17 protein-coding genes are annotated in these 21,841 nt (G+C 38.0%); 5 read left to right on the top strand and 12 right to left on the bottom strand.

The annotated features are described in order from the left end of the window. Positions 1-9 precede the first annotated feature (9 nt). From G4P69_RS11170 to G4P69_RS11120, 11 genes are all read right to left on the bottom strand, one after another. Positions 10-1,146 (bottom strand): glycosyltransferase family 4 protein, encoded by a 1,137-nt coding sequence (locus G4P69_RS11170; RefSeq protein ID WP_208346223.1) that lies wholly within the window; start codon positions 1,144-1,146, stop codon positions 10-12. Then, entirely contained in the window at positions 1,136-2,431 is a 1,296-nt protein-coding gene (locus tag G4P69_RS11165) for a hypothetical protein (protein WP_208349793.1), read from the bottom strand. The genes G4P69_RS11170 and G4P69_RS11165 overlap by 11 nt, the downstream gene beginning before the upstream one ends. Further along, positions 2,431-3,564, bottom strand: a complete 1,134-nt coding sequence (locus tag G4P69_RS11160; RefSeq protein ID WP_208349791.1) for a glycosyltransferase family 4 protein — start codon at positions 3,562-3,564, stop codon at positions 2,431-2,433. The genes G4P69_RS11165 and G4P69_RS11160 overlap by 1 nt, the downstream gene beginning before the upstream one ends. Further along, positions 3,540-4,721, bottom strand: a complete 1,182-nt coding sequence (locus G4P69_RS11155; RefSeq protein ID WP_208344637.1) for a glycosyltransferase — start codon at positions 4,719-4,721, stop codon at positions 3,540-3,542. The genes G4P69_RS11160 and G4P69_RS11155 overlap by 25 nt, the downstream gene beginning before the upstream one ends. 88 nt (positions 4,722-4,809) lie before the next feature. After that, positions 4,810-5,487, bottom strand: coding sequence for a class I SAM-dependent methyltransferase (locus G4P69_RS11150; protein ID WP_208344636.1), 678 nt, complete (start codon positions 5,485-5,487; stop codon positions 4,810-4,812). Positions 5,488-5,602: 115 nt separating this feature from the next. Beyond that, positions 5,603-6,808 (bottom strand): glycosyltransferase family 4 protein, encoded by a 1,206-nt coding sequence (locus G4P69_RS11145; RefSeq protein ID WP_208344635.1) that lies wholly within the window; start codon positions 6,806-6,808, stop codon positions 5,603-5,605. 242 nt (positions 6,809-7,050) lie between these two features. Continuing rightward, positions 7,051-8,163: a glycosyltransferase family 4 protein gene (locus tag G4P69_RS11140; RefSeq protein WP_208344634.1), complete on the bottom strand. Its 1,113-nt coding sequence runs from the start codon at positions 8,161-8,163 to the stop codon at positions 7,051-7,053. After that, positions 8,160-9,413 carry a glycosyltransferase family 4 protein gene (locus tag G4P69_RS11135; RefSeq protein WP_208344633.1) on the bottom strand — a complete coding sequence of 418 codons (1,254 nt, stop codon included), beginning with the start codon at positions 9,411-9,413 and terminating at the stop codon, positions 8,160-8,162. Before G4P69_RS11135 ends, G4P69_RS11140 begins: the two co-directional genes overlap by 4 nt. 28 nt (positions 9,414-9,441) lie before the next feature. Beyond that, positions 9,442-11,013 (bottom strand): lipopolysaccharide biosynthesis protein, encoded by a 1,572-nt coding sequence (locus tag G4P69_RS11130; protein ID WP_208344632.1) that lies wholly within the window; start codon positions 11,011-11,013, stop codon positions 9,442-9,444. Between the two features lie 95 nt (positions 11,014-11,108). Continuing rightward, a complete protein-coding gene (locus G4P69_RS11125; protein ID WP_208344631.1) occupies positions 11,109-12,062 on the bottom strand; it encodes a GDP-mannose 4,6-dehydratase in 954 nt (317 codons plus the stop codon). 282 nt (positions 12,063-12,344) lie between these two features. Beyond that, complete coding sequence (locus G4P69_RS11120; protein WP_208344630.1) at positions 12,345-13,637, bottom strand: glycosyltransferase family 4 protein; 1,293 nt, start codon at positions 13,635-13,637, stop codon at positions 12,345-12,347. Between the two features lie 423 nt (positions 13,638-14,060). Here G4P69_RS11120 and G4P69_RS11115 point away from each other — a divergent pair, with 423 nt between their 5' ends. From G4P69_RS11115 to G4P69_RS11095, 5 genes are all read left to right on the top strand, one after another. After that, positions 14,061-16,283 (top strand): GumC family protein, encoded by a 2,223-nt coding sequence (locus G4P69_RS11115; RefSeq protein ID WP_208349790.1) that lies wholly within the window; start codon positions 14,061-14,063, stop codon positions 16,281-16,283. A 52-nt stretch (positions 16,284-16,335) separates the two neighbouring features. Beyond that, entirely contained in the window at positions 16,336-17,073 is a 738-nt protein-coding gene (gene hpsJ-A, locus G4P69_RS11110) for an HpsJ-like protein, cyanoexosortase A-associated (RefSeq protein ID WP_208349785.1), read from the top strand. Then, positions 17,061-18,644, top strand: coding sequence for a cyanoexosortase A system-associated protein (locus G4P69_RS11105; RefSeq protein ID WP_208349782.1), 1,584 nt, complete (start codon positions 17,061-17,063; stop codon positions 18,642-18,644). The genes hpsJ-A and G4P69_RS11105 overlap by 13 nt, the downstream gene beginning before the upstream one ends. A 166-nt stretch (positions 18,645-18,810) precedes the next feature. After that, a complete protein-coding gene (locus tag G4P69_RS11100) occupies positions 18,811-19,335 on the top strand; it encodes a hypothetical protein (RefSeq protein ID WP_208349779.1) in 525 nt (174 codons plus the stop codon). A gap of 566 nt (positions 19,336-19,901) precedes the next feature. Then, entirely contained in the window at positions 19,902-20,705 is an 804-nt protein-coding gene (locus G4P69_RS11095; protein ID WP_208349774.1) for a mechanosensitive ion channel family protein, read from the top strand. Between the two features lie 111 nt (positions 20,706-20,816). Here the strand turns inward: G4P69_RS11095 and G4P69_RS11090 are convergent, their stop codons facing one another. Then, the gene (locus G4P69_RS11090; protein WP_208349772.1) at positions 20,817-21,833 is read right to left on the bottom strand and encodes an alcohol dehydrogenase catalytic domain-containing protein; all 1,017 of its coding nucleotides are present in this window, start codon (positions 21,831-21,833) and stop codon (positions 20,817-20,819) included. Between the last annotated feature and the right edge of the window lie 8 nt (positions 21,834-21,841).

Genomic DNA, 21,841 nt, shown 5'->3' with positions numbered 1-21,841 from the left:
ACTATTTCATTAATGTGTTGTGGCGTAGTTAATTGCTTTAGATAAATTTTGAGCAAAATATTCTGGAGAAAATTTTTGGATGTGCTTTAATGAAGCTTGACCCATTGCTTGTAAATCAACTTGACCTGAGCTGATTTTAATCATCAGGTTAATCAACTCCTGTTGATTATCTGGGGCAAAACCAAAACCATTTATGCCTTCCATCACCAACTCTTCAAAACAGCCACAGTGCTTAGAAACTATTACCGGCAGTCCGGAAGCCATTGCTTCATTAACAACTAAACCCCACTGCTCTTGAATACTGGCATGAATAAAGCATTTAGCATGTGCAAAATAAGGTAAAAGCTCGTCTTGTTGTAAAAAACCAGGAAGGTGGATGTAATCTTTTATTCCAAGCTCAGTAATTTGTTGCTCAATCTGTGGACGAAGCTCGCCATCGCCACAGATAACCAAGTCCCAAGCACAGCTATGATTACCTATTGCTTTACGATAAGCTACATAACATGAAATCAAAAATGCAAGATTTTTTTTGGGTACAAAACGATTTATAGCCAAGAAGTAAGGTTTGACTAACGGACTTGGAAGATGTCTAATCTTGTCTGGATGAAAAGCGTCGTTACCAACTATGTCATAGCCTAAAAATATTGCTTCAGAAGGCATACCTAATTTAATTAAGTATTGCTTATGTACTTGCCCTCCCACTAAAGCACACTTGTATCTTTTTACAATCCAGCTTTTGAGTGCTTCTCGCCACCAAGAACGTGGAGCATCATGTTCTGTCGTTTCCGAAAAAAGAATAGCTGGCTTACGATGCCACAAACACCAAGCAAGTGCAAAGAGCATGGAAATTTGAAAATAACCAGCTATTGCTATAACGCTAGGATTCACCGTCTTCAGAACATGATTAAGCTTTTGGAATAGCTCTACTGTTTTTGATTTCTCAAGAGCTTGCTCTTGAACTACAGAAACTACTGAAAAACCTAGATTATTAATTTTTGTTTTCCAGGGATACTCTTGTTGAAAACGTGCTACCTCTATAGCAACTATTTCTTTGTGAAGCATCTGAGGTGAGTTAACAAGTCCTTTCACTCTAGCAATGTGGTAAGGTCCATAGCTAGAAAATAATATTCCAATACTAATATTCATCCATTCTCCAGGTTTCTGATTTTATGTAGTAGAAGCTATATCTATTTTTTGAAAAAAATACAACTAAGCTGATACAAATAAACTGAAATATCATCTCTTGGAGAAATCGTCCTATTCCGTGTGTAAGGCCTACCATCGCCGGGCTAACCATTCCCATATAAAGAAGTCTAGCAACAGTACTCTCATAATAAACTGAGGATAACCACAGATTTTTAAATAAAATTCCTATTAGTAAAAAACACAAACATCCAAAGTAACCAAATTCCATGAATGAATCTCCAATACCAGTTACTGTAGAGCCATTAGGAATCAAATAGCCGTATAAATCACCCAGTAAATCATAGGGTGTGAGGTGAAATTGTAGAGATTTTTTGAAGTCATAACCTAGAATTTGTCCAGGTACATACTGAAATATAATACTATCCCAAAATCCAGTGCCATATCCATATCTACTTGTTTGTTCTGTTGCATCCATTAGTAATGCTGCATTTCGTAGCTCCAATATATTACCTTTTAATACTGAATTTAATGCCATTTGAGATGACACTATGAGTTCCCGCCGGTTATCACTCAAAAGTAAGTTCCAAAAATTTCCACGCAACTCACCGATAAGAGGAATGAGATAAGCAGTGGCTATTATAGCTACGATAAATAGCCATCTAGGAGGAATGTAGCGTCGCACTAGCCAAAATGCAAGACCTACAATCACCAAAAGTGTCATAGTTGGTTGCCGACGTCCATTAAGAAAAATAGTTTCCACTAGTGGAATACTAGCGATCGCCGTACAGAAAAGATTAATAGTATTTGGTCTTTTCAGAGTTTGTAAAATAAAAATAGCAAAAGCAATATATATAACTTGACCAAAAAACACATATATAGTAGCAGGACCTGTCCAGTTACCGTTAGCTCCTTTTTGGATTCTTGTAGAAGACAGTAAAAAAATAGATAAATAACCTATGGCCATAAGAGCAATTCCTGCTCTAAATAACTTAGACTCATCTAGAGGAATATTTAGCTTTGACAACCATTTTTTATTTGGTTGTATCTTATAGCCTACCCAGCACGCAGCAGCGCACAAACATGAAAATAATAAAACCCTTTCCAGAGCTTGTTGACTAACTTGACCGGGATTTTTAATCAATGCAAAGGCTTGAGGTAGGAGAAATGAGATAAAAATACTGCCCATGAAGAAGGGGTATTGATAAACTCGCTCTAAGCAAACTAGTCCCCAGGCTATTAGCCCTAGGCAAATTATGACCAGTATATCCAGATATATTTGAGCCATTAGTATTCTGACGAGAAAAGTAAATTTTTATATAAATTAGCGAGTCTTAATGTATTATTGTCCCAGTTATGGTTTTCTTGCAGTCGTAATTCAGAGTTGATGATAAGTTGACGAAATGTTTCTGGTTTTTCAAGTGTTTCAACGACAATTTGAGCCATCTTTTGTAAGTCTCTGTTAGATAAAAGACGACCTGTTTCTTTTGTCAGCAACTCATTAACTCCTCCAGTACATGACAAAGCTACAACTGGTACACGACAAGCCATCGCTTCACCTACTACTAGTCCAAAAGGTTCCCAGTAAGAGGTAAGACAAAAAATATCCATTGCATGATAAGCGGTGATCGTCTTTTCTATGCTTCCAGTGAAAACAACACGCTCAGAAATGTTCAGCATTTTAGCTAGTTGCTTAAGCTGTTCACTATCCGCTCCAGAACCAACTACTAAACCCCAAAAATTAGGAGGTAACAAAGCAATTATTCTGAGAAAATCATCAGTTCCTTTCATCGCACAGTGTAGTCTTCCCACAAAACCAACTACGAAAACATCATTACTTAGCTGTAACTGCTTACGAGCAATTGTGCGTTGAGTTGTCGTTGCCGGGTGAAACCGATGACGATCAACACCGTTATAAAGAACGTAAGTACGGTTAGGAAGATAGCCTCCCTGCTCAATCTCGTTTTTGCGAGTATATTCAGAGATACAAATCAGAAGATTAGTAGATTGACGTTGCAACCAACCTGCTACAGCACCACGTGAAAGTGAGATTTTTCTTTGTGTTCCTAAATGAGCGTGAGCAATCTTGATCTTACCTGGGTGGAAGAAAGTTAGTAAATGCGACCACAATAAACCATCATGATGGTGAATAATTTGAGGTTGAAACTGTTGCAAAAATTTGCTCAACCGACCAAATTTTAGAATATCTCGTGAGTTTTTAATATTCAGATAGTGAGCGCGTTTGTCTAGTTCAGATTGAAAATAACCAGGAGAACCATATAGAAACAGACAGTGCGCATCAACTTCATGGTTAGGTAGACGTTTCACGTACTCCGCTGCTACTCGAACAGATCCTCCTGTCGCTATATCATCTCGTTGACAAATGTGGAGGACTCTCAATTGCTTTGATGAATTAAGCATTTTCGCTCCTCGAGCAAATGTTGAAGTTTTTTAGCTTGTAATGTCCAAGTATGGGCTTTAGCAATTTGCAGACGCTCGTTCGATTTCCAAGTGGGATTTGCTAAAGCAAATTTAATTTTTTTAGCGAAGTCATCTGAATTTTTGGCAATTAAGAGAACATCCTCCCACAAATTCACTTCTGGAACTACGTCATTAGCAACCACTGGTAATGACGTACCCATATAATCCCAAAGTTTTGTCGGACAGGCATTCAGATTAAAATTAGACAGAGAATAGCACATCAAAAGGACATCGAACGATTGCAAGTACTCGCCCAAGCGTTTATGAAAAACTTGACCGATAAAGTGGACATTGGACAAACGACGAATATGTTTTACTCCCTCCCACCATTGAGAACAGCCATCACTCATCTGGGGAACAGAACCTCCAAGAACAAAGGTGATATCAGGTAATTGTTCTGCAACTTGTGCCAGATAAGTAAAGTCAAAGCGATCAGTTAAAGCACCAATATATCCGGCAATCGGACGAGAATAAGCTTGCAGTTCTACAGGGAGAGATATAGTCGTAGACAGAGGTTGTTCAACCATAAACTCTGGAGTACAGCCGTGAGGAAGATAAGCAATTTGACTAGCTTGTGTAGGAAATTTTTGTCTCAGATAACAAGCTCGATAGTCAGCAACACACAATGTCAAATCCGCTTGAGCAACAGCGAGCTTCTCAATCAAGGGAGTTTGAGACTCGCGTCCTGGCCAGTATTGGCAATAATCATCTATGTTGTAATAAATAGAGTAAGCTTTGAGTTGTTGTGCCAACTTGTAGTAGTAAGGGTAGTTAAACACAAAAATTAATGGGTGATCACCTTGAAATTGGCGGATTATATGAGTAAAAAAGCGTCTAGTCAAAAACCAGTAGTGAAAAAGCCAACCAGGTGGGCAACAAATCCTCTGTTCCCAAACTCCTTCGCAGAGAGGTTGGGGCTGAAAGTTAATAAAGTAGCGATCGTACTGTTTGCGAAAAGCACGGTAATCTAGAGGACGCAAAAGAAGAACATCAGCAAAATTGCGACAGGCAGAGAAAAGTTGTTCTGTCCAGTAGAAGTTGGCATCCATAACAGCCAATTTGAAACGTTTTGAGCGACATTTTGTAGACTTATACATTGTGACTACAGCAGTTAGCTAGGTTAGAATTTACGAGCCATTACACACAGACGATTTCCTTTTATTACCGACGATACATTACCTTATATTATTTCAAGGAGAATAGGGTGAGGTTATATGGATGAGCAAACTTATCTACTAAATGGCTAAACTCAAAAACTGCTTTTCTGGTTCCTGGAAAACATTTTTCATCGGTGTCGTGGCAGGCTATGATTCCACCTTTAGCTAATAGCGGTGACCAAATTTGCAAATCAAATGCAGTATTTACATAATCATGGACTGCATCAATAAAAACAAGGCTCACTGGTTTATGTTTCCAAGTTCTAGCTGTTTCTCCAGAGGTTCTACGTTCGTGTATGATATTTGGTAAGTTAGCAGTATTTTTTTGAAAATGTTTGTAATCACCTTCACAACCTCCATAACCAATATAAGGATCAACCGCAATTACCTTACGAGACGTCGCTCTTGCTAGAGTTTGAGTTGTTACTCCACGATATGAACCCAATTCTACAACAACTGTATCTATCAAATTTTCCGTTGCTGATAGAGCAGCTAATAGATATTGCATTTGAACAGGAGTAACAGCTGTGTTTGAGTAATCAGTATTAGGAACAGGTGGTAGAGAAGGAAGAATTTTTTCTGGGAGCGCGTATTTATGAAAGTTCCACTTAGCTTGGTTCTCAATAAATCTTGCTTGAAGAGTGAAAGCGAACCTTTTAGGATGCCATTTTGGATATTTCTTGATGATAAAAGGATCTATTCTCATTACTTACCTCATGCTATAGCTCTAATACCATTTTTATATGAAGATGCATAACTCAAAATCTGTTAATAACTTGGCTGTTTATTTATCCTAAATATTGATTCTCACACAGCTTTAACTACAAAGTGTTAATAGCTGCTAGTAATCTCTCAGAATATTTCTCCGAGGTGTACTCTCTAGCTCTCTCCCTTGCGGCAATAGACATCCGATTACGTAACTTGCGATTCTCTATAAGTTCCTCAATTCGCTTTGCTAGAGTCTCTGAATCTCCTTCTGGAACAATGAACCCATCAATACCATCTCGAATGACAGATCCTGCTGCTTCTGTAGTAATTACAGGTAAGCCAGACGCTAAAGCTTGATAAGTAACCTCTGCTGAACCTTCTGCTAAACTCGGTAGTACAAAGATGTCCGCTAGAGTATACTCCTGATGAATTTCAAATCTGGGAACTCGATCTAAAAAGGTAAGATGTTGAGTAAGTTTGTGATGCCGAACAGAATCAGCAACATTTCCAGCTACTCTAAATTCATAGTTGTTATGGCTCAATTTTTGAGATGCCATTCCCAAAATATGAATTCCCTTACGAAGTTCTGCTGTACCTACAAACAGAATTCGACCCTTAATAGGATGATTTTTAAGTTGAAGCCAGAAATCATTTACAGCATATGGAACTAAGCGGCATTTATCCTTAGTAACACCAAATTCTTTTAAGCCTTTTTCTACAAACTGGGACGGGACAAGAAAGATATCCGTCACTTCACAGAGTCTAGCAAAACTAGAATGGTCTTTCTGTATAATCTCAGGGGGAATGACAGGTTCTAAGTCTGGAAATTTTTCTCTTTCTGCTTGAACAATACTATGAGTTGAAGGAGAAATATAAATGTCAGTAACTATTTTGATACCTTGTTGTTTAGCAAATTCTAAAAGGCTAATCCCTTCTCCAAACATTGAAAAAATATGAGTAGCTCTACCTAATCCTTTGCGGATTGTTGCTTGACCAAACTCTTGGTTAAAGGTGCAGAGAGCTTGGTACTGTTTAATTAAGTTATATCCGGTCAGCTTTTGCTTAATTAGGTACTTAAGCGCCAGCCAGTCGTATGTAAATACTTTTTCTTCAAGATTAGGTGGTACACGACGATTTAATAGTTGATTTAATGAACCCCGTCTTAGAGGTTTGGGACAGATACGATCAAGTATTGCTCCTAGTCCAGTGTTGGCACAAATGTCGGTATAAAAAGCTTCTAGTAATCCAGCTTTGTCTAAAATGTGTGGTACCAGATAGTTACGCCGTGCACCTATTTGAATAACAATAAAATGTTTCATTTACGAGATTTCTACTTTGATATTACGTGATATAAAGCTATCAATTCATATGTAAAATAAAGTTTAATTGACTCCAATAGAGGTGACTTTTCTCCCCAACATAATAAAGTACAATTATGATGTTTACTCTGAAGATAACCCAATAGGTTCTTAGAGAAAGTTTCAATCCCCCCAACAGGTGCAAAGCCGCCAAAATAAAACAGTATTTCCATCTCGTTATAGTTGTCCATATTGCAGTATAACTAAGGGCATAAGTAGGATAGCCATGCTTTCTTTAAAACTGTATAAGAGTAATGTTTAAGGTAAAACTGCTGCAACTCGACTTGGTTGATCTGACCATTTGCTAGTCTATGTGCCATTTGTCTAACGCCAGAGACGAATGCCTTCGGCTCTGGTGAAACTACTAAGACATTTGGGTTATCGATCGCATAATCTGGTATTCCGCCAACTCCATATGCTACAAATGTTACGCCACAAGCCATCGACTCTAAGAGTACTAAAGGAGCACCTTCCGCACCGATAGTGGGAAGTAAAGTCAAGTCATAGCTGCTGAGCAAATCTACATAGGCTTGATCTTCTGGATAGCGCCCAAAGCATTTAACGCGATCGCCAATTCCTTGTGAGTCAATATAGTCTCGGATGAGTTGTTCCTCCGAACCAGTACCGTGAATATGCAACTCAGCTAAAACGTCTTTGAGCAGATCCCATTGTTGAACCAACCAGAACGCCTGTTTATGAGGTACAAGACGACTAAAAAGTCCAGCTTTAGCTTTACCAAGTTCTACAGTTTTTATGACGGGTTGAGGTAAAGTTGCCGTTAATTCTAAAGGTTCGGGTATTGCTGGAATTGCTGAAATTGGTTTTTGCCAACTAAAATACTTAGCAAACGTGTTTGCTACAGTTGGGGATTGTCCTATCACTTCATCAAACCAGCTCCGCACCGCCCACCGAGAATCACTCCATCCACTAGGAACACCCGACATTACTTCGTAAAAGATGCGTCGGGTTTTAACTCTAGACAGTAGAGGTGGAATAAACAAATTCCATCCTGTTCCTACAGCCAGATAAACATCCGGCGAAAAACTGTCAATAATAGCTGTAATTTCTCCCAGTCTTTTTAATCGAGAGAAACCTAAACATAATTTATTTTTATCGTAAGGAATGCAGTGGATAACTGAAACTCCCAGTCTAGATAATTTTTGTAACTGATGAATATCAGGATGAGAATTTTTTTGGTTTTCTAGTGAAAGAGCCAGAGTTTGTACTCCTTCTTCTCCTAAACATTGCGCTAGCCATGTTAAATGACGCTGAATACCACCTAACCCGGTAAGAGTTCCTACTAGTGTAATTCTCATTGTTGATGCTGACTTTTGTCTATAGTATATTGGTAAATTTTTAAGTAATCTTTAGCTTTTTTATCCCAAGAAAACTGCTCTGATGCCACTTGGTAATTGATTTCTCCTAGCTGTAAACATTTATCTGGTTTCTCGAATAAATCGATAATGTGCTGAGCGATTCCTTCAGCTGTATTAGCAATTAAAATTCCTCGCTTTTGTTCTTCTGTAAATGCTTCTACTCCCACAGCTGTTGTTACGATAGCTTTTCCTAAAGCCATGGACTCCAAAATTTTAGTTTTGATACCACTACCGTACCGAAAAGGCCAGCAGATTAATGTAGCATTAGAAATAAAAGTATCTATATCTGTAACATTTTCTACGATTTCAACCCAATCTAAATGTTGAAAACAATTAATGGTATTCACATAAAATCCTGTAACCAATAATTTAAAATTAGAATGTTGCTTACGAACAATTGGCAATATAGAATTTATCAGAAAGCTGAGAGCATCGATATTCCAAATCTGATTCAAGAATCCATAGAAAACTAGTATTCTTTCTTTTTTAATTAGATTTTTTTTATTCAAAAATAAACATTTTTCTTTTTTAAGATTAGTGCCAGTTGGAACAACATAAATTTCAGCGGAATAGCAAAGATTCTTAAGAACTGTGGCATCCACTAAAGAAAGAGTTGTAAAAGGATATGATGAGTATATTGATAATACATTTTTCTCAATTATTCTGGTTTTAAGATAATCAATAATAGATAAGAATGCATAGAAATATTTTTTATTATTCATTTGATAAAAAACGGCACGCTTTTTATGCTGTGTCATGGAATCGCCAACATCAATTAAAATCGGAGTATCAATTTTTTCTGGAAGTAAATACGATGTTTTTATATCAAGGCAGTGAATAATGTCTATCTGCAAATTTTGGCAAATTTGATTTAAAGTAATTTCAAATTTCTCTAGTAAATGTGAATTTTGTCTAGCTAAAAATTTAACAGGATTGAGGTGGAACCAGAAAATAACTTTAGTAATAAAGCTATATGATTTCTCTTCGTATGGAATAATAAAACTACCGAGACTAAAAAGTCGTGACTCTTCTAACTTACGGTGAAATATATCTATTTTATCTGGACTACAAAAAGTTAAACATCCGACTTGATGTCCATTTTCTATTAAATTTTTAAATAAACCTCTGATTTGCTTTTGAAATCCTCCTTCGCCAAGAGGATAATAATAGTCTAACAATAATATTCTCATTTTTTTATTGCCTCAATAATTATAAATATTACTTTGTAAAGAAAATATTGTTTTTTATTAGCCTTAATTGATATAAAAAATATTGTTGTTGGTTATTTTCCAAAATATATAACCAAATAAAAATCAGAAATATTGTTCCGCAACTGGCGGCACTTAGTCCCACTATTAGCCAGTTACTATTTAAAGACAATAGTATTAAAGTATATTTAATCAAGTTAGTAATACTTAAGCATAGTACTAAAATAACTACCCATAATAGTAGAACTCGATTTAAATAATTTTTAAAACTAAGTTTCAAGCGCATAATTGGCCTATATACTCCATACCAATTATTGGTGAGCATCTGAGCAAACATTGTTCCCAGTGCCACTCCTAATAGACCAAAATATTTGTAGAAAACTAGAGTCAAGACTACATTGAGAAAACCAGCCATTAAAGTCCAAGATGCATAATTTTCGTCATCAGTTGCTCGTGAACTATAAATAAGAATTACTTGCTGAGCTTCTAAAGTTAACATTATGCAGAAAACTAATATAAAATCATATCCAATAAAGTTACCTTCTCCTAACCACAAATCCATCAATTCCTTACATACTCCCAGGAGAAAACCAACACCAGCAGCCATGATAGACATACCCAATTGAGAATTACGAATAGTAATTTTTTGAACTATACCTAGTTCTTTGGCCTGCCATGCTTGACCAATAAAAACTGCTGATGCTGCTCCAAAACTAACTGCTAACTGGTAAAGATTAGAGACTAATTGGTACCCGGCCTGATATATAGGTATGTTTTGAGTTCCTTTCAAAATTCCGATAAAATAAGCGTCTGTTCGTAGGATTAAAAATGAACCTAGGTTAGTTAGCCAGTAATAAAAAGATGGTTTTATCAATGCTTTAGCATACTCAGTACTCCATCGTCCTTGAATCTCAAATAACTCGGGTTTGCGCCAGCGAATAAATCCCAAAATTACAAAACGTTGGCATAAACTAGCCACAACTGAAATAGCAGCTAGCTCTAACAGACCACCCCCACAAACTACTGCTGCGATATTTATTAAAATGGTTAAGAACGATAGCGCTGTTCCAAGCAAACTATCCCAACCTATATAGCCCATACCTGCTAGCAAACAGTCAAGGTATGATATCCAGATCCCCACAGCGTATCCTGCACACATAAGTGTCCAAGACCAAAACACTATATGTGGAGCTACATTCTTTAACTCGAGTTGCTGAATAAAGCCATAACCAGATATCCAAGCAATAAAAAAAACTATGATAGATAGCCACTGAAGAATAGTTCGTCCAGTCACAACCAGATCCCCTATGTGCTGCTTAGTTTCTGTTGTAAGTGTTACGCCTGGATCAGCACCACTTCTACCTTTTGCTAGAGCTATATCTCGCATCAGTATTGGTGCGACTCCAATTCCTAGCAAGCCAAGAAACGCTTGGCTATTTCCTAGCAGCAACCATAAACCTAACTCTTCTTTGCCCATATGGCGAAAGAGGATAGGCATGAAAAATAAATTCGCCAAAATTGTAGTTGCTCGACTAAACCAAGAAGCAGCAACAGCAAAGGCAATACGTTTAGCTGTTGACATAAAGTTTTGTTGTTAACAATACCATTTTTGGGCTACTTTTTCTAGTTTCTAGTTGAGTCTTTTTAACACCTATGCAAGAGAATCTTAAAGAAAAACTATTTAAATTTTGCCTGTACCATCATTTGTACAACATCATCCATTTTGTACTGAGATTGCCACCCCAATTTTTGATGAGCTTTAGTTGGATTTCCCTTTCCTAGTTCAATGTCAGTGGGTCGGAATAAACTTTGATCAACGATGATGTGTTCTTGCCAATCTAAATTGAGTTCAGCAAAAGTAATTGCCACGAAGTCTTCTAGTTTGTGTGCAGCACCTGTCGCAATCACATAATCATCTGGTTGATCTTGTTGCAGCATCAAATACATAGGTTCAACATATTCTGGTGCCCAACCCCAGTCACGCTGAATTGACATATTACCTAAAAACAGCTTTTCTTTACTACCAGCAGCAATCCGACAGGCAGCAGAGACAATTTTTTGTGTTACAAAACGTTCTGGTCGTAAGGGCGACTCATGATTAAACAAGATGCCAGAACACGCAAATAAACCATAAGCTTCCCTATAATTAGCTACTTGCCAAAATGCAGTTGCCTTAGCTACACCGTATGGACTGCGGGGACGAAATGGAGTCGTTTCATCAGCTGCCTCTCCACCCGTATCGCCAAAGCACTCACTAGAGCCTGCATTATATAGTTTGATTGGTTTAGCTAAAAAACGAATCGCTTCTAATAAATTTAGAGTCCCTGTCGCAATGCTTTCCAAGGTTTCTACCGGCTGCTCAAAAGATAGACCCACAGAACTTTGTCCTGCTAAGTTATAAACTTCATCTGGCTGGATCTTGGTAAGTATCTGCAATACACTGCGGAAATCAGTGAGAGCCATCGACTCTAGCTTTACTTGGTTTTGAATACCCAAATGTATGAGATTACGAAAAGACGACATTTGGGCATCTCGTGAAGTGCCACAGACTATATACCCCTTATTGAGTAGCAGTTGCGCTAAATAAGCTCCATCTTGACCCGATATTCCACAAATCAATGCTTTTTTCATCAGGTTTTATCACTCACTCAAATAAATATCCATTGAATCGTTACCACCAACTCTGAATTTAAGATCCATCAAAGATGGCATCCATACTGGAAATAGGCATGACATCTGCGCAACAATTGACCGAATAACTAACAGGCGATCAAATGGATGGGTCTTGATGACAGCCAGATAGTTTTGCTGAAAGATTGAGTGGGGGCTTGCCTTGTGCGAATTACTTTGCTAAATTTCCAAATTGGTATTAGGTCTCACAATGGTTGTCATAAAACCTGAAGCTGGATGCATTCACAAAATAGCTCGCAGTAAAACTTCAGAATATTGGTGGGAAATAACTTGTGGTGTGAAATATGACTGCAAATACTGACGAGCAGATCGACCCATACGCTCTGCTAGACGCGGATGGCAACTCAAAAGTCGAATAAATTCCGCTAGTTGGTAACTGTCTGCGTTCTCAAATGTATCACCACATTTGGCATTTGCAATCAGCTCTCTCAAGTATGAATGTTGAGGACAAATCACAGCAACAGGTCTTCCAGTTGCTAGAGCGGGATAAAGTTTGCTAGGAGCAACTAAACTCTCCATTCCAGCATCCACACTTACCAAAGATAAATCGCAGGCTGTCAGGGAGTAAGGCAAAACCTGTCTTTTTTGATACGGTAAAAATAGGAAATTTCTTAGTCCTAATCGATGCACCTCCTCAATCATTTCTTCTCTTTTAACACCACCACCAATGCAAACAAACTGGATTGGATCGTCTTGTAAGTATTTGGCGGTCTCTAATATAGTGTGTATATCATGGCACCGACCCATGTTGCCTGAGTATAGTACTGTAAATTTATTTACAATATTGTACTGTTGAGCAAACCAGTTATCTTTTTTAGCAATTGGCACAATCCACTCAGGATCAGCCCAACTATGAATGACAGAAATGTTATTGGCTACCTCGGGATAATTTTCTACAACTTGCTGCTTCATTGCTGGACTCAGAACCACAATGCCCTTTGCTTTGCGCAAAACCTCTCTATTGATAGCTTTCCAGAATTGAGCTAGAAAGTGGTGTTTTGGTAGTACTCCTAAGGCGATCGCAATATCGGGATAAAGGTCATAAAGGACGCAAACATAACTAATGCCAAAAAAGATATGCGCTAAATATCCTAAAATTGGCAAAAATGGCGGAGCAGTAGTGAGTAACAATAGGTTACGATGCTGCACAGCTCTCAACAGATAGATTGCAGCACGTAACATAAACAAAATACCGTTGATGGTTTTACCACGTATCCGCCTCTGACACAGGTGAACTATGCGCGATCGCTTGATTTTTACTCGACCAAACTGTTCAACTGATTGCGCACAAGGAGTCTCAAACGCATAACTTGGTTGACCTGTAAATACCTCTATGTCTACTCCTTGTTGCTCTAAATGTCTAACTAGTTCCTCAATTAACTGTCCCGTAGCTGCATAGTCTGGAGGAAAGAACTGAGTAATAACACACAATTTAATCAGCTGCGTTAGACCAAAAAAGTCATGATTGTCATATTGGCTAGCAACTAATTGTTTCAGTCTTTCAGTAGATTTCACTATTTACATGCTCCCATTTAACTTTTCAATTGGCAGTTGATACTAGCTTGCCCAAAAAAAAAATTAAATAACACTGCGTATTTACTTGTGAGTCATTGAAATTATGAAAAATTCATTAAATTTTTGATAGATGGAATTACTATAGGCTCAGATTTTACGTCTTTATACTTAAAAGCACTTTCAAGAGACATATTCAAGAAACTTTTTATTCTTCCAACACTTTTTATAATCTCGAAAGTCAATTATTATATACGTATAATCACTGAAGTTTTTCAAAAACTACAAGGTTAATATTAACCAGTAAATTTAAAGCTTTAGTCTTCAGGCCAGGCAATTTGTCTAACACCGAAGCTCATCCCTAAGATTCCTGTTCTAGTTGACTGTATCAAAATTTAGTCTGTATTTACCCAACATGAGTGTACGATGGATAATTCTTATTTGAAAACTTCATCTTATAACGAAAATGGCAATAGTCAAACCGGGAATAGGATCTATTTAACTCCATCTCTTCAGTCTCAATTTGTACCGAGATTAGAAGAAAAAGAGGATGATTGGAATTTGCGTCAATTATTGAGCATTACTAAACGACGCTCACTAGTGATTTTAGGGGTAACTATTGCTGTTATGACTGCTGTCGTAGCTGTAACACTAAAGCAAGAGCCACTATACGAAAGCAAATTTCGGATTTTAGCAGAACCAGTTAACAGCAATGACAGTAAAATACCTAAGCTAACCTCCACTCTAGAAAACAATCTTAACAAATCTAGCCTGGATTATGAAACACAAATTCAGGTCCTTAGGAGTCCCGCACTGATGGAAAACATTGTAAACAAACTGCGGAATTCCTATCCAGAGATTAGCTATAATTCCCTTCTAAATTCTCTAACCATAAATCGCTTAGGTGAGACAAAGATTATAGAAGTTCGCTATCGCAGTAACGACCCGGGGAAGATTAAAGTTGTATTAGATAGCCTCGCTCAATATTATTTAAAGTACAGTTTAGAAAATCGTCAGACTGATCTGCGTCAAGGAATTCAATTTGTCGAAAAACAGTTGCCATCTATCCAGAAGCGAGTAGATCAGCTCCAGCAACAGCTACAAGTCTTCAGACAAACTTATAATTTCATAGATCCAGATGGACAGGCAAAAGAAATAGCTGTTCTAATCAATACTTTAGCAGAGCAGCGACTCGGAGTAAACCAGCAGTTGGCGAAAGCTCGCTCTGCTTTTACAAGTTTACAGGGAAGACAAGGGGCACAAGTAGCAGTCAATAGTACACCTGTCTATCAGCAGTTAATCACTCAATTTCGGCAATTAGAAACTCAGACTGCTTGGGAATCAACTCGTTTTCAAGAAGATAGTTTTCTCATTCAAGATTTACGAGAGAAACAACAAAAGCTATTACCTTTACTACGGAATGAAGCACAACGAGTTTGGAATATCAAGCTAGCTGAAGTTGCAGGTGAGATTCAAGCCCTACAATATCAAAGTCAAGTGCTTGCCGAATATGAAAACAGGCTTTCCCGAAAAATTAAGGAGTTACCAATTTTAGCACGGCAATACACCGAGCTACAGCGAAACTTACAAATAGCGAATGAAAGTCTAAATCATTTTCTTTCTACCCGTCAGACTTTGCAAATAGAGGCAGCACAGACACAAATTCCTTGGCAGTTAGTTCAAGCACCAGAACAGCCTTTACTCCCTGTATCACCCGATATTCCACGTAATTTGATATTGGGATTGGTTGGTAGTATTGTCTTAGGAATTAGTAGTGCATTACTTGTAGACAAGCTTGACAACACATATCATACAGTCGATACCTTTAAGGAGAAGCTTAAACTACCCTTGTTAGGAACAATTCCGTTTGATAAGCAACTATCAAATTCTCAAAGCCTTAGTATTGCAGAAAAAACTCAATCAACAGCTTTGACAGAATTACTCTCTCAACATAGTTCCGAGTTAAAACAACTTGCTCAACACGTATCTCCTTTGGTTGAGGGCTATGGGTATTATGGCTCCTCAAAATTTCTAGAAGCTTTCCGTGTACTGCATACAAATATTCAACTGCTTAGTTCAGACCAACCCATTCGCTCCATAGTCATTAGTTCTGCGTTACCAGCAGAAGGTAAGTCTACAGTCGCATTAAACCTAGCACAGACGGCTTCTGCAATGGGACAAAGAGTGCTATTAGTAGATGCCGATCTACGCCGACCCAAAGTTCACAACTTATTAGAGTTAAATAACTTATGGGGCTTGAGTAGTCTCATATCTGGAAATACACCTGTGGATGCAGTAATTCAACAGATGTCTAATATGAGCGGATTATCCGTGATCACGTCTGGACCTATTCCACCTGATCCAACAAAATTGCTTTCATCTCAAAAAATGAGGCAATTAATGGCTGATTTCCATAAAACCTATGATTTAGTTATTTATGATACCCCTCCGTTAGTTGGATTGGCTGATCCTTCCATACTGGCTTCTAACACTGACGGTATTATGCTTGTAGCTAGAATTAACAAAACAGATCGTTCTGCTTTAGGGCAAGCGATAGATAGCCTGAGAATGACTCGTAGTAATGTTTTAGGTATGGTCATCAACTGGCACAAGAGTGATTCTTTTGGTCATTACAACTATTACTACTAATTCTGCTGGGGAGAATTGAAAACTCTGTAAGTACTCAGACACAATAAATTACATGGAATCTTCTAAACTCACAGTTCGGAATAAACCAATTCAAATTCCAAATCCTACTCTTGAAAACCAGCGGTTCATTTTATTGAATTTTGTTGGTTATATTCTCTTGATTTTTTCAGTAATTGACTATGCTGAAATTCTTTTCCCATCACAATTAACAGATCCAGTATGGGAATTTCAAACAATCGAGAAGCTAGTTGAACACGTATGGTCTCTTTTACTCGGTCTGACATTTGTATTTATTCAACAGCAAGATATAAACAAATTCAAGTTACGGGTTTTAAGCTCTTTATCTTGGCTTTCTTTCGTTTTAGGATTGTTATACTTACTTATGCTACCTTTGGGAATTAATAATAGCATAACTATATATCATAACTCTAACGCTCAAATTAGTAATCAAGCTGCCCAACAAAAAGAGCAGTTCTCAAAATTAAGCCAGATAGTAAATAAAGCAAATACTTCCAAGGAGCTACACAATCTAGACAAAATCATTAATCCTCAAAATATTACACCTATTAATGATGATACTCAAGAATTGAAGAATAAGCTATCTCAACAATTAGAATCTCTCTCTCTTCAGGTGTCAAATAAAGCAAAATCAGCTAAGAAAACTTTGGCAAATAATTTAATTAAAAAGGCAGTAAAAGTAAATCTAGGAACCGTACTAACTGGAGTTTGTTTGATTATAATTTGGCGTCTAACTTGTTGGACACGGATCTGGCGGAAATGGTACGTATAAAGATTCCTCAGTCGCAACAATTGTTCCTGAATCAAGCCAGATACCTAATCAAAGACCAATGGTTTTATTCACTTGGTCTTATGACTACTTTAGTGGTATTGCATCTGAGCTTAGTTTTAAACCATCCTCTGCAAAGAAATCTATTATCAGATTATATACTTTTTTGGGCAGGTATTATACTGGTATTATGGAAAACAAAACGACAAAAAGACTTAGACAGCAATTTATTGTCAAATCTGTTTGGCTTACTATTGCTTATATTTATAATTGCTAGACCTTTGTATCTATGGAATTTAGATACAGCGCTTTTTCTTGGTGGTCCTTTGGTAGCTTTTGCAGGATTAGGATTAATAGTTTTTGGATTTCGAGGATTACAGCGCCGATGGCACTTTGTATTGCTGTTGTGCCTTATATTTCCAACTCCCTCATTAACACTTGAACACTTGTTACCTTTTACACATTTAACTACAGCAACATCAGGCTTTTTACTACATTATATTGGGTTTAAAGTAACTTACCAAGGAGATTTGCTCACTCTACCTACAGGTCAAGTTTCTGTTGGCTATCTCTGTACAGGTGGCCCTTTAATTATATATCTGTTCAAGATATGCTTCCTCAGCATAATTACATTTTCCTTGAACTGGTTGCAAAAATTGGGATTAGCTTTGTGTGCTATTGGAACAGGATTTGCAGTTGGTTCTGTGAGGATAGCATTGTTAGCTGTTGTTGTTAACAATGAGCGCATTTTTCATTATTGGCATGATGAGAATGGCTCGGAGATTTTTTTAGCGATCGCAGTTACAATTTTTGTAATTCTTTGCAATTGGCTACTACCATTAGAGGAGTTTAATTCTAGAAAAAAACAGTTACAGACTACTCCTGTTTTTGGCTGTCTGCAAAAGTGGCGTATACCAATGCTATTGGTTACTTGGAGTACTCTGGTACTTGGTGCTGTTTATCTTATTTGTGCTCCTAGCTCCATAGGTGTGTTAGCCGATGCTCTTCCAGATAAACTTGCTATTAAAGGCTGGGAACAAGTTTGGGTAGATCAGGTCAATACATCTTTTCGTAAAGAAATAATTACTGTAAATGATTCTGATCAAGCGCTATCTAGCAAGCGATATATATATCACCACAATAATCAGTATATCAATGTACAGATGCGCTACATTGTCAATACCTATGGAAATATAGAAAACTATTTAAAGAAGTTTACAGAAATTACTAACGTTAAAGATATTGGGAAAAATATTCACTCTAAGAATGGAATTGGCTATTACGTACTCCTAAATGATTCTAATCAAGCTTACCTGACAGCTTGTATTAATCCCAGAGGCGGTAGCACCGTCACTCAAGATCAGTTTCTCTCGAACCGAAATAGTTACGATTCTACTGCCAATCGGATACTACCTTGGCTATTGGGGACGGCAATTCTTAAAGATAATCGTTGCCTGTGGATACAGTTATCTACTGCTTTAGATGGAGCAGGATCAGAATCAACTTACCCAATTTTAGAGTCAGTTTGGGATACTAATTACACTTTATGGCGATCGCACTTTCCTAAACTTTAAGAATAAACAATTCACGAGTGAGCCAGGATAAATTTTTTCATCGTGACATAGGCATTTTGACAATTACGATTGCAAGTTATCGCAGATGTTTGATCAGTGTAAATCCTGATGTAATGAGGCCAAAAAAAACGGTAATGTATAAATAATCACCATTAATAATTTACCAATGATGAATACCAGTAAGTTTTCTTGTTTAGCTGGGATTTTAGTAGCGTTAGGATTACTAAGTAATATAAAACCAGCGGATGCAATTACCTTTAATTTTTCAACTACTATAAATGGACTAAATTATAGTGGAACTCTTGATTTTGCTAGTACAGGAACAAACTTAGCGCCTCTGCTGAATTCTAATACCGTCTTAACTCAATATCAAGGCAATACGGTCAATAGTACTGCGGCTTCTTTTGTAGGTAGTCCAAAGTTTGATGTTACAGCAAGCACTTTAACTATTGCATCAAATGGAGGATTGACATATAGTTCTGGACAAACATTAGGTTTTCTATCTCTTTCCTCAATTCAAGATAGTAGTAATTTCAATAGTGCTACGGCTACATTTACTCCTGTTCCCTTTGAATTCTCACCACTTGAAGGGATGGGACTAGGATTACCACTGTTTATTGGAGTAAGAATCTTGAAAAAGCGTAATGCCCTCAAAAAGAGTAGCCGAGAATTGCAAGAAATAACTAACTAAAATTATTGTATAGGCTTATTATTTGATTTTTGAACAGCTATATACAAAACCCCAAACTCTTAATCTTCGTGTGTTGCGAACTTCGTCGACAGCGAACCGTTACAATACTTAACATTGCTCAAAAATCAAACTGAATCCTATATTTCCAAGAGTATAAAACCTTCTATCAAGTCTTAGATGATAGGAGGTTTTTTGATTTAGAGGTCTTAAAACATTTGGGATGCTCCCTATCTGAAATGGCTATATAGATGCCAAGGAAGATCATCCCCCCCCAATAACCCAGCGAGAGAAGGCGAAATTAGGTGGGTGGATTTAACTACTGTTCGCTTTTCTTCATGTATGTTAAAAACACAATTATATAAACTTTTGTATCAATTACTCGGTTTAGCTTGTTATCGTTTTGTTCTATAGTAATCTGTGATCACAAATAAATGCATAAATTCATGCACAAACGCGCTCAGGCAGTGTGTTTGCTATTACACGTGTGTTCTGTTGCTTTTGGCTTTTGGTAGTGCGTTTGGTCAGGATATTGGAATCATCAGTTGTCATGAATCAAAGGAAACAGAATGAATTTTAATGGGATTGTGCAGACAGCACTTGCTTTGGTAACAGCATTTGGTTTCAAGCTTCTTGGTGGGGCAATCCTCTGGATAGTTGGTCAATGGCTAATCAACTTTTCTGTGCGCTTGATTAAGCGGACTTTCAGAACTAAGAGCATTGATCTTACCATCTTAAACTATGGCACTTCCGTTGTCTCAGTCACCCTCAAAGTCATCTTAATCGTTGCTATTTTAGGCTTCTTTGGTGTCGAGACAACGTCTTTTGCTGCCTTATTAGCTGCTGTTGGAATTGCTATTGGGGCTGCTTGGGGTGGGTTGCTAGCTAACTTTGCAGCTGGTGCTTTCCTTGTTGTTTTTAGACCTTTCAAGGTGGGTGACTTTATCTGTGCTGGTGGTGTTACTGGTACAGTTAAGGAAGTTGGAATATTTACCACGACGATTAACACACTAGATAACGTGATGACGATTGTCGGTAACAACAAAATCTTCTCAGACAATATTCAAAACTTTTCGGCTAACCCCTACCGTCGAGTTGATTTGGTAGCTCAACTTAATCATAGTGTTGACCACAAAGCAGCTATTAATCTTCTCAAACAGAGAATCAGCCAAATTCCCAACGTGCTTTTTGATCCAGCACCAGAGGTTGAGATTCTGGATTTTAATCTTGCAGGTCCAGTACTGGCCGTGAGACCATATTGTCACAACGACAACTATTGGCAAGTGTATTTCGATACCAATCGAGTTATTCGCGAATCCTTTGGAGAAGCTGGTTATCCTGTACCAGAACAGCATTACAGCATTCGGAATTAGGGCATGGGGCAATGGGCAATGGGCATGGGGTAAAGGGCAATGACCATGAGACATCTCCTCCCCGTTGCTCACTCTCCCCACCTACCCGCAATGCCCGATGCCCATTGCCCATCAATTCATTGTCAGCACTGCTCGAAAACGAGGTTGAGCGTTACGCACACGCTCAAGTGCTTGCTGAGCGTTTTCTAAGGGATGAGTTTCAATCATGGGGCGAACACCATGCTTAGCAGCAACCTCTAGTGTCTCACGCATATCTTTAATTGAGCCACTGGGACTCCCCATTACGCGGCGACGCCCTCCGATGAAATCCATTGGCGACGGAAAGAGAATCTCTTTGTTATCTATAGCGAGCAATACTAATGTTCCTTCTGGTGCAAGTGCGTGGAGAGCTTGTCCCATAAGTTTAGAAGAATTGGCTGTTGAGAGAATGACGTCAGCACCACCTATCTGCTGCACCTTTTTTACCCATTCATCAGTACTTGAATCTATCGCTTCATCTGCCCCTAATTGTTCTTTAGCCAATTGAAGTTTATCTTCTCCTCGGCTGATGGCAATAGTGTGCGCTCCTAATGCATGGGCAAACTGTAGTGCCAGATGTCCGAGCCCTCCTACGCCCATGACAGCAACAGTTTGTCCTGGCTTGAAACCGACGTAATTGAATGGTGTGTAAACAGTAAGTCCTGCACAGAATAAAGGTGCTGCATCTTCAAATGAAATTGCATCGGGGATCACAGTCACATCACGAGCAGGGGCTTTGGTGTACTCTGCGTAACCTCCATTGAGGCTCACACCGGTTACCAATTGCTCTGGACATAAAACTGATTCACCGCGTATGCAGTAACGACAATGACCGCAAGTGTGTTGAGTCCAGGAAACACCAACCCTATCACCCTTCTTAAGATAGTTGATTTCTTCACCGACTTGTTCTATTACTCCAGCAACTTCATGACCAGGAATGACTGGTACTGTTGAGAGTCCCTTAAACTCGTCATCAACCAAATGTACATCTGAACCACAGATTCCGCAAGCATGGACTTTAATCAGTACTTCGGTTGGACCGATTTCAGGTACAGGGACATCCTGCAGTTCTAGAGGTTGGTGATAATTCTGTAAAACAGCAGCTTTCATGTTATTCT

This window comes from Aetokthonos hydrillicola CCALA 1050, assembly GCF_017591665.1.
Classification (GTDB): Bacteria; Cyanobacteriota; Cyanobacteriia; order Cyanobacteriales; family Nostocaceae; genus Aetokthonos; species Aetokthonos hydrillicola.
The sequence above is the reverse complement of the archived record's forward strand: the minus strand, read 5'-3'. Positions and strand labels throughout refer to the sequence as shown.

Bases quoted from the DNA above. Each gene is read 5' to 3' on its own strand.
- G4P69_RS11170 (WP_208346223.1), bottom strand. From the start codon at position 1,146: ATGAATATTAGTATTGGAATATTATTTTCTAGCTATGGACCTTACCAC.
- G4P69_RS11165 (WP_208349793.1), bottom strand. From the start codon at position 2,431: ATGGCTCAAATATATCTGGATATACTGGTCATAATTTGCCTAGGGCTA.
- G4P69_RS11160 (WP_208349791.1), bottom strand. From the start codon at position 3,564: ATGCTTAATTCATCAAAGCAATTGAGAGTCCTCCACATTTGTCAACGA.
- G4P69_RS11155 (WP_208344637.1), bottom strand. From the start codon at position 4,721: ATGTATAAGTCTACAAAATGTCGCTCAAAACGTTTCAAATTGGCTGTT.
- G4P69_RS11150 (WP_208344636.1), bottom strand. From the start codon at position 5,487: ATGAGAATAGATCCTTTTATCATCAAGAAATATCCAAAATGGCATCCT.
- G4P69_RS11145 (WP_208344635.1), bottom strand. From the start codon at position 6,808: ATGAAACATTTTATTGTTATTCAAATAGGTGCACGGCGTAACTATCTG.
- G4P69_RS11140 (WP_208344634.1), bottom strand. From the start codon at position 8,163: ATGAGAATTACACTAGTAGGAACTCTTACCGGGTTAGGTGGTATTCAG.
- G4P69_RS11135 (WP_208344633.1), bottom strand. From the start codon at position 9,413: ATGAGAATATTATTGTTAGACTATTATTATCCTCTTGGCGAAGGAGGA.
- G4P69_RS11130 (WP_208344632.1), bottom strand. From the start codon at position 11,013: ATGTCAACAGCTAAACGTATTGCCTTTGCTGTTGCTGCTTCTTGGTTT.
- G4P69_RS11125 (WP_208344631.1), bottom strand. From the start codon at position 12,062: ATGAAAAAAGCATTGATTTGTGGAATATCGGGTCAAGATGGAGCTTAT.
- G4P69_RS11115 (WP_208349790.1), top strand. From the start codon at position 14,061: ATGGATAATTCTTATTTGAAAACTTCATCTTATAACGAAAATGGCAAT.
- hpsJ-A (WP_208349785.1), top strand. From the start codon at position 16,336: ATGGAATCTTCTAAACTCACAGTTCGGAATAAACCAATTCAAATTCCA.
- G4P69_RS11105 (WP_208349782.1), top strand. From the start codon at position 17,061: ATGGTACGTATAAAGATTCCTCAGTCGCAACAATTGTTCCTGAATCAA.
- G4P69_RS11100 (WP_208349779.1), top strand. From the start codon at position 18,811: ATGATGAATACCAGTAAGTTTTCTTGTTTAGCTGGGATTTTAGTAGCG.
- G4P69_RS11095 (WP_208349774.1), top strand. From the start codon at position 19,902: ATGAATTTTAATGGGATTGTGCAGACAGCACTTGCTTTGGTAACAGCA.
- G4P69_RS11090 (WP_208349772.1), bottom strand. From the start codon at position 21,833: ATGAAAGCTGCTGTTTTACAGAATTATCACCAACCTCTAGAACTGCAG.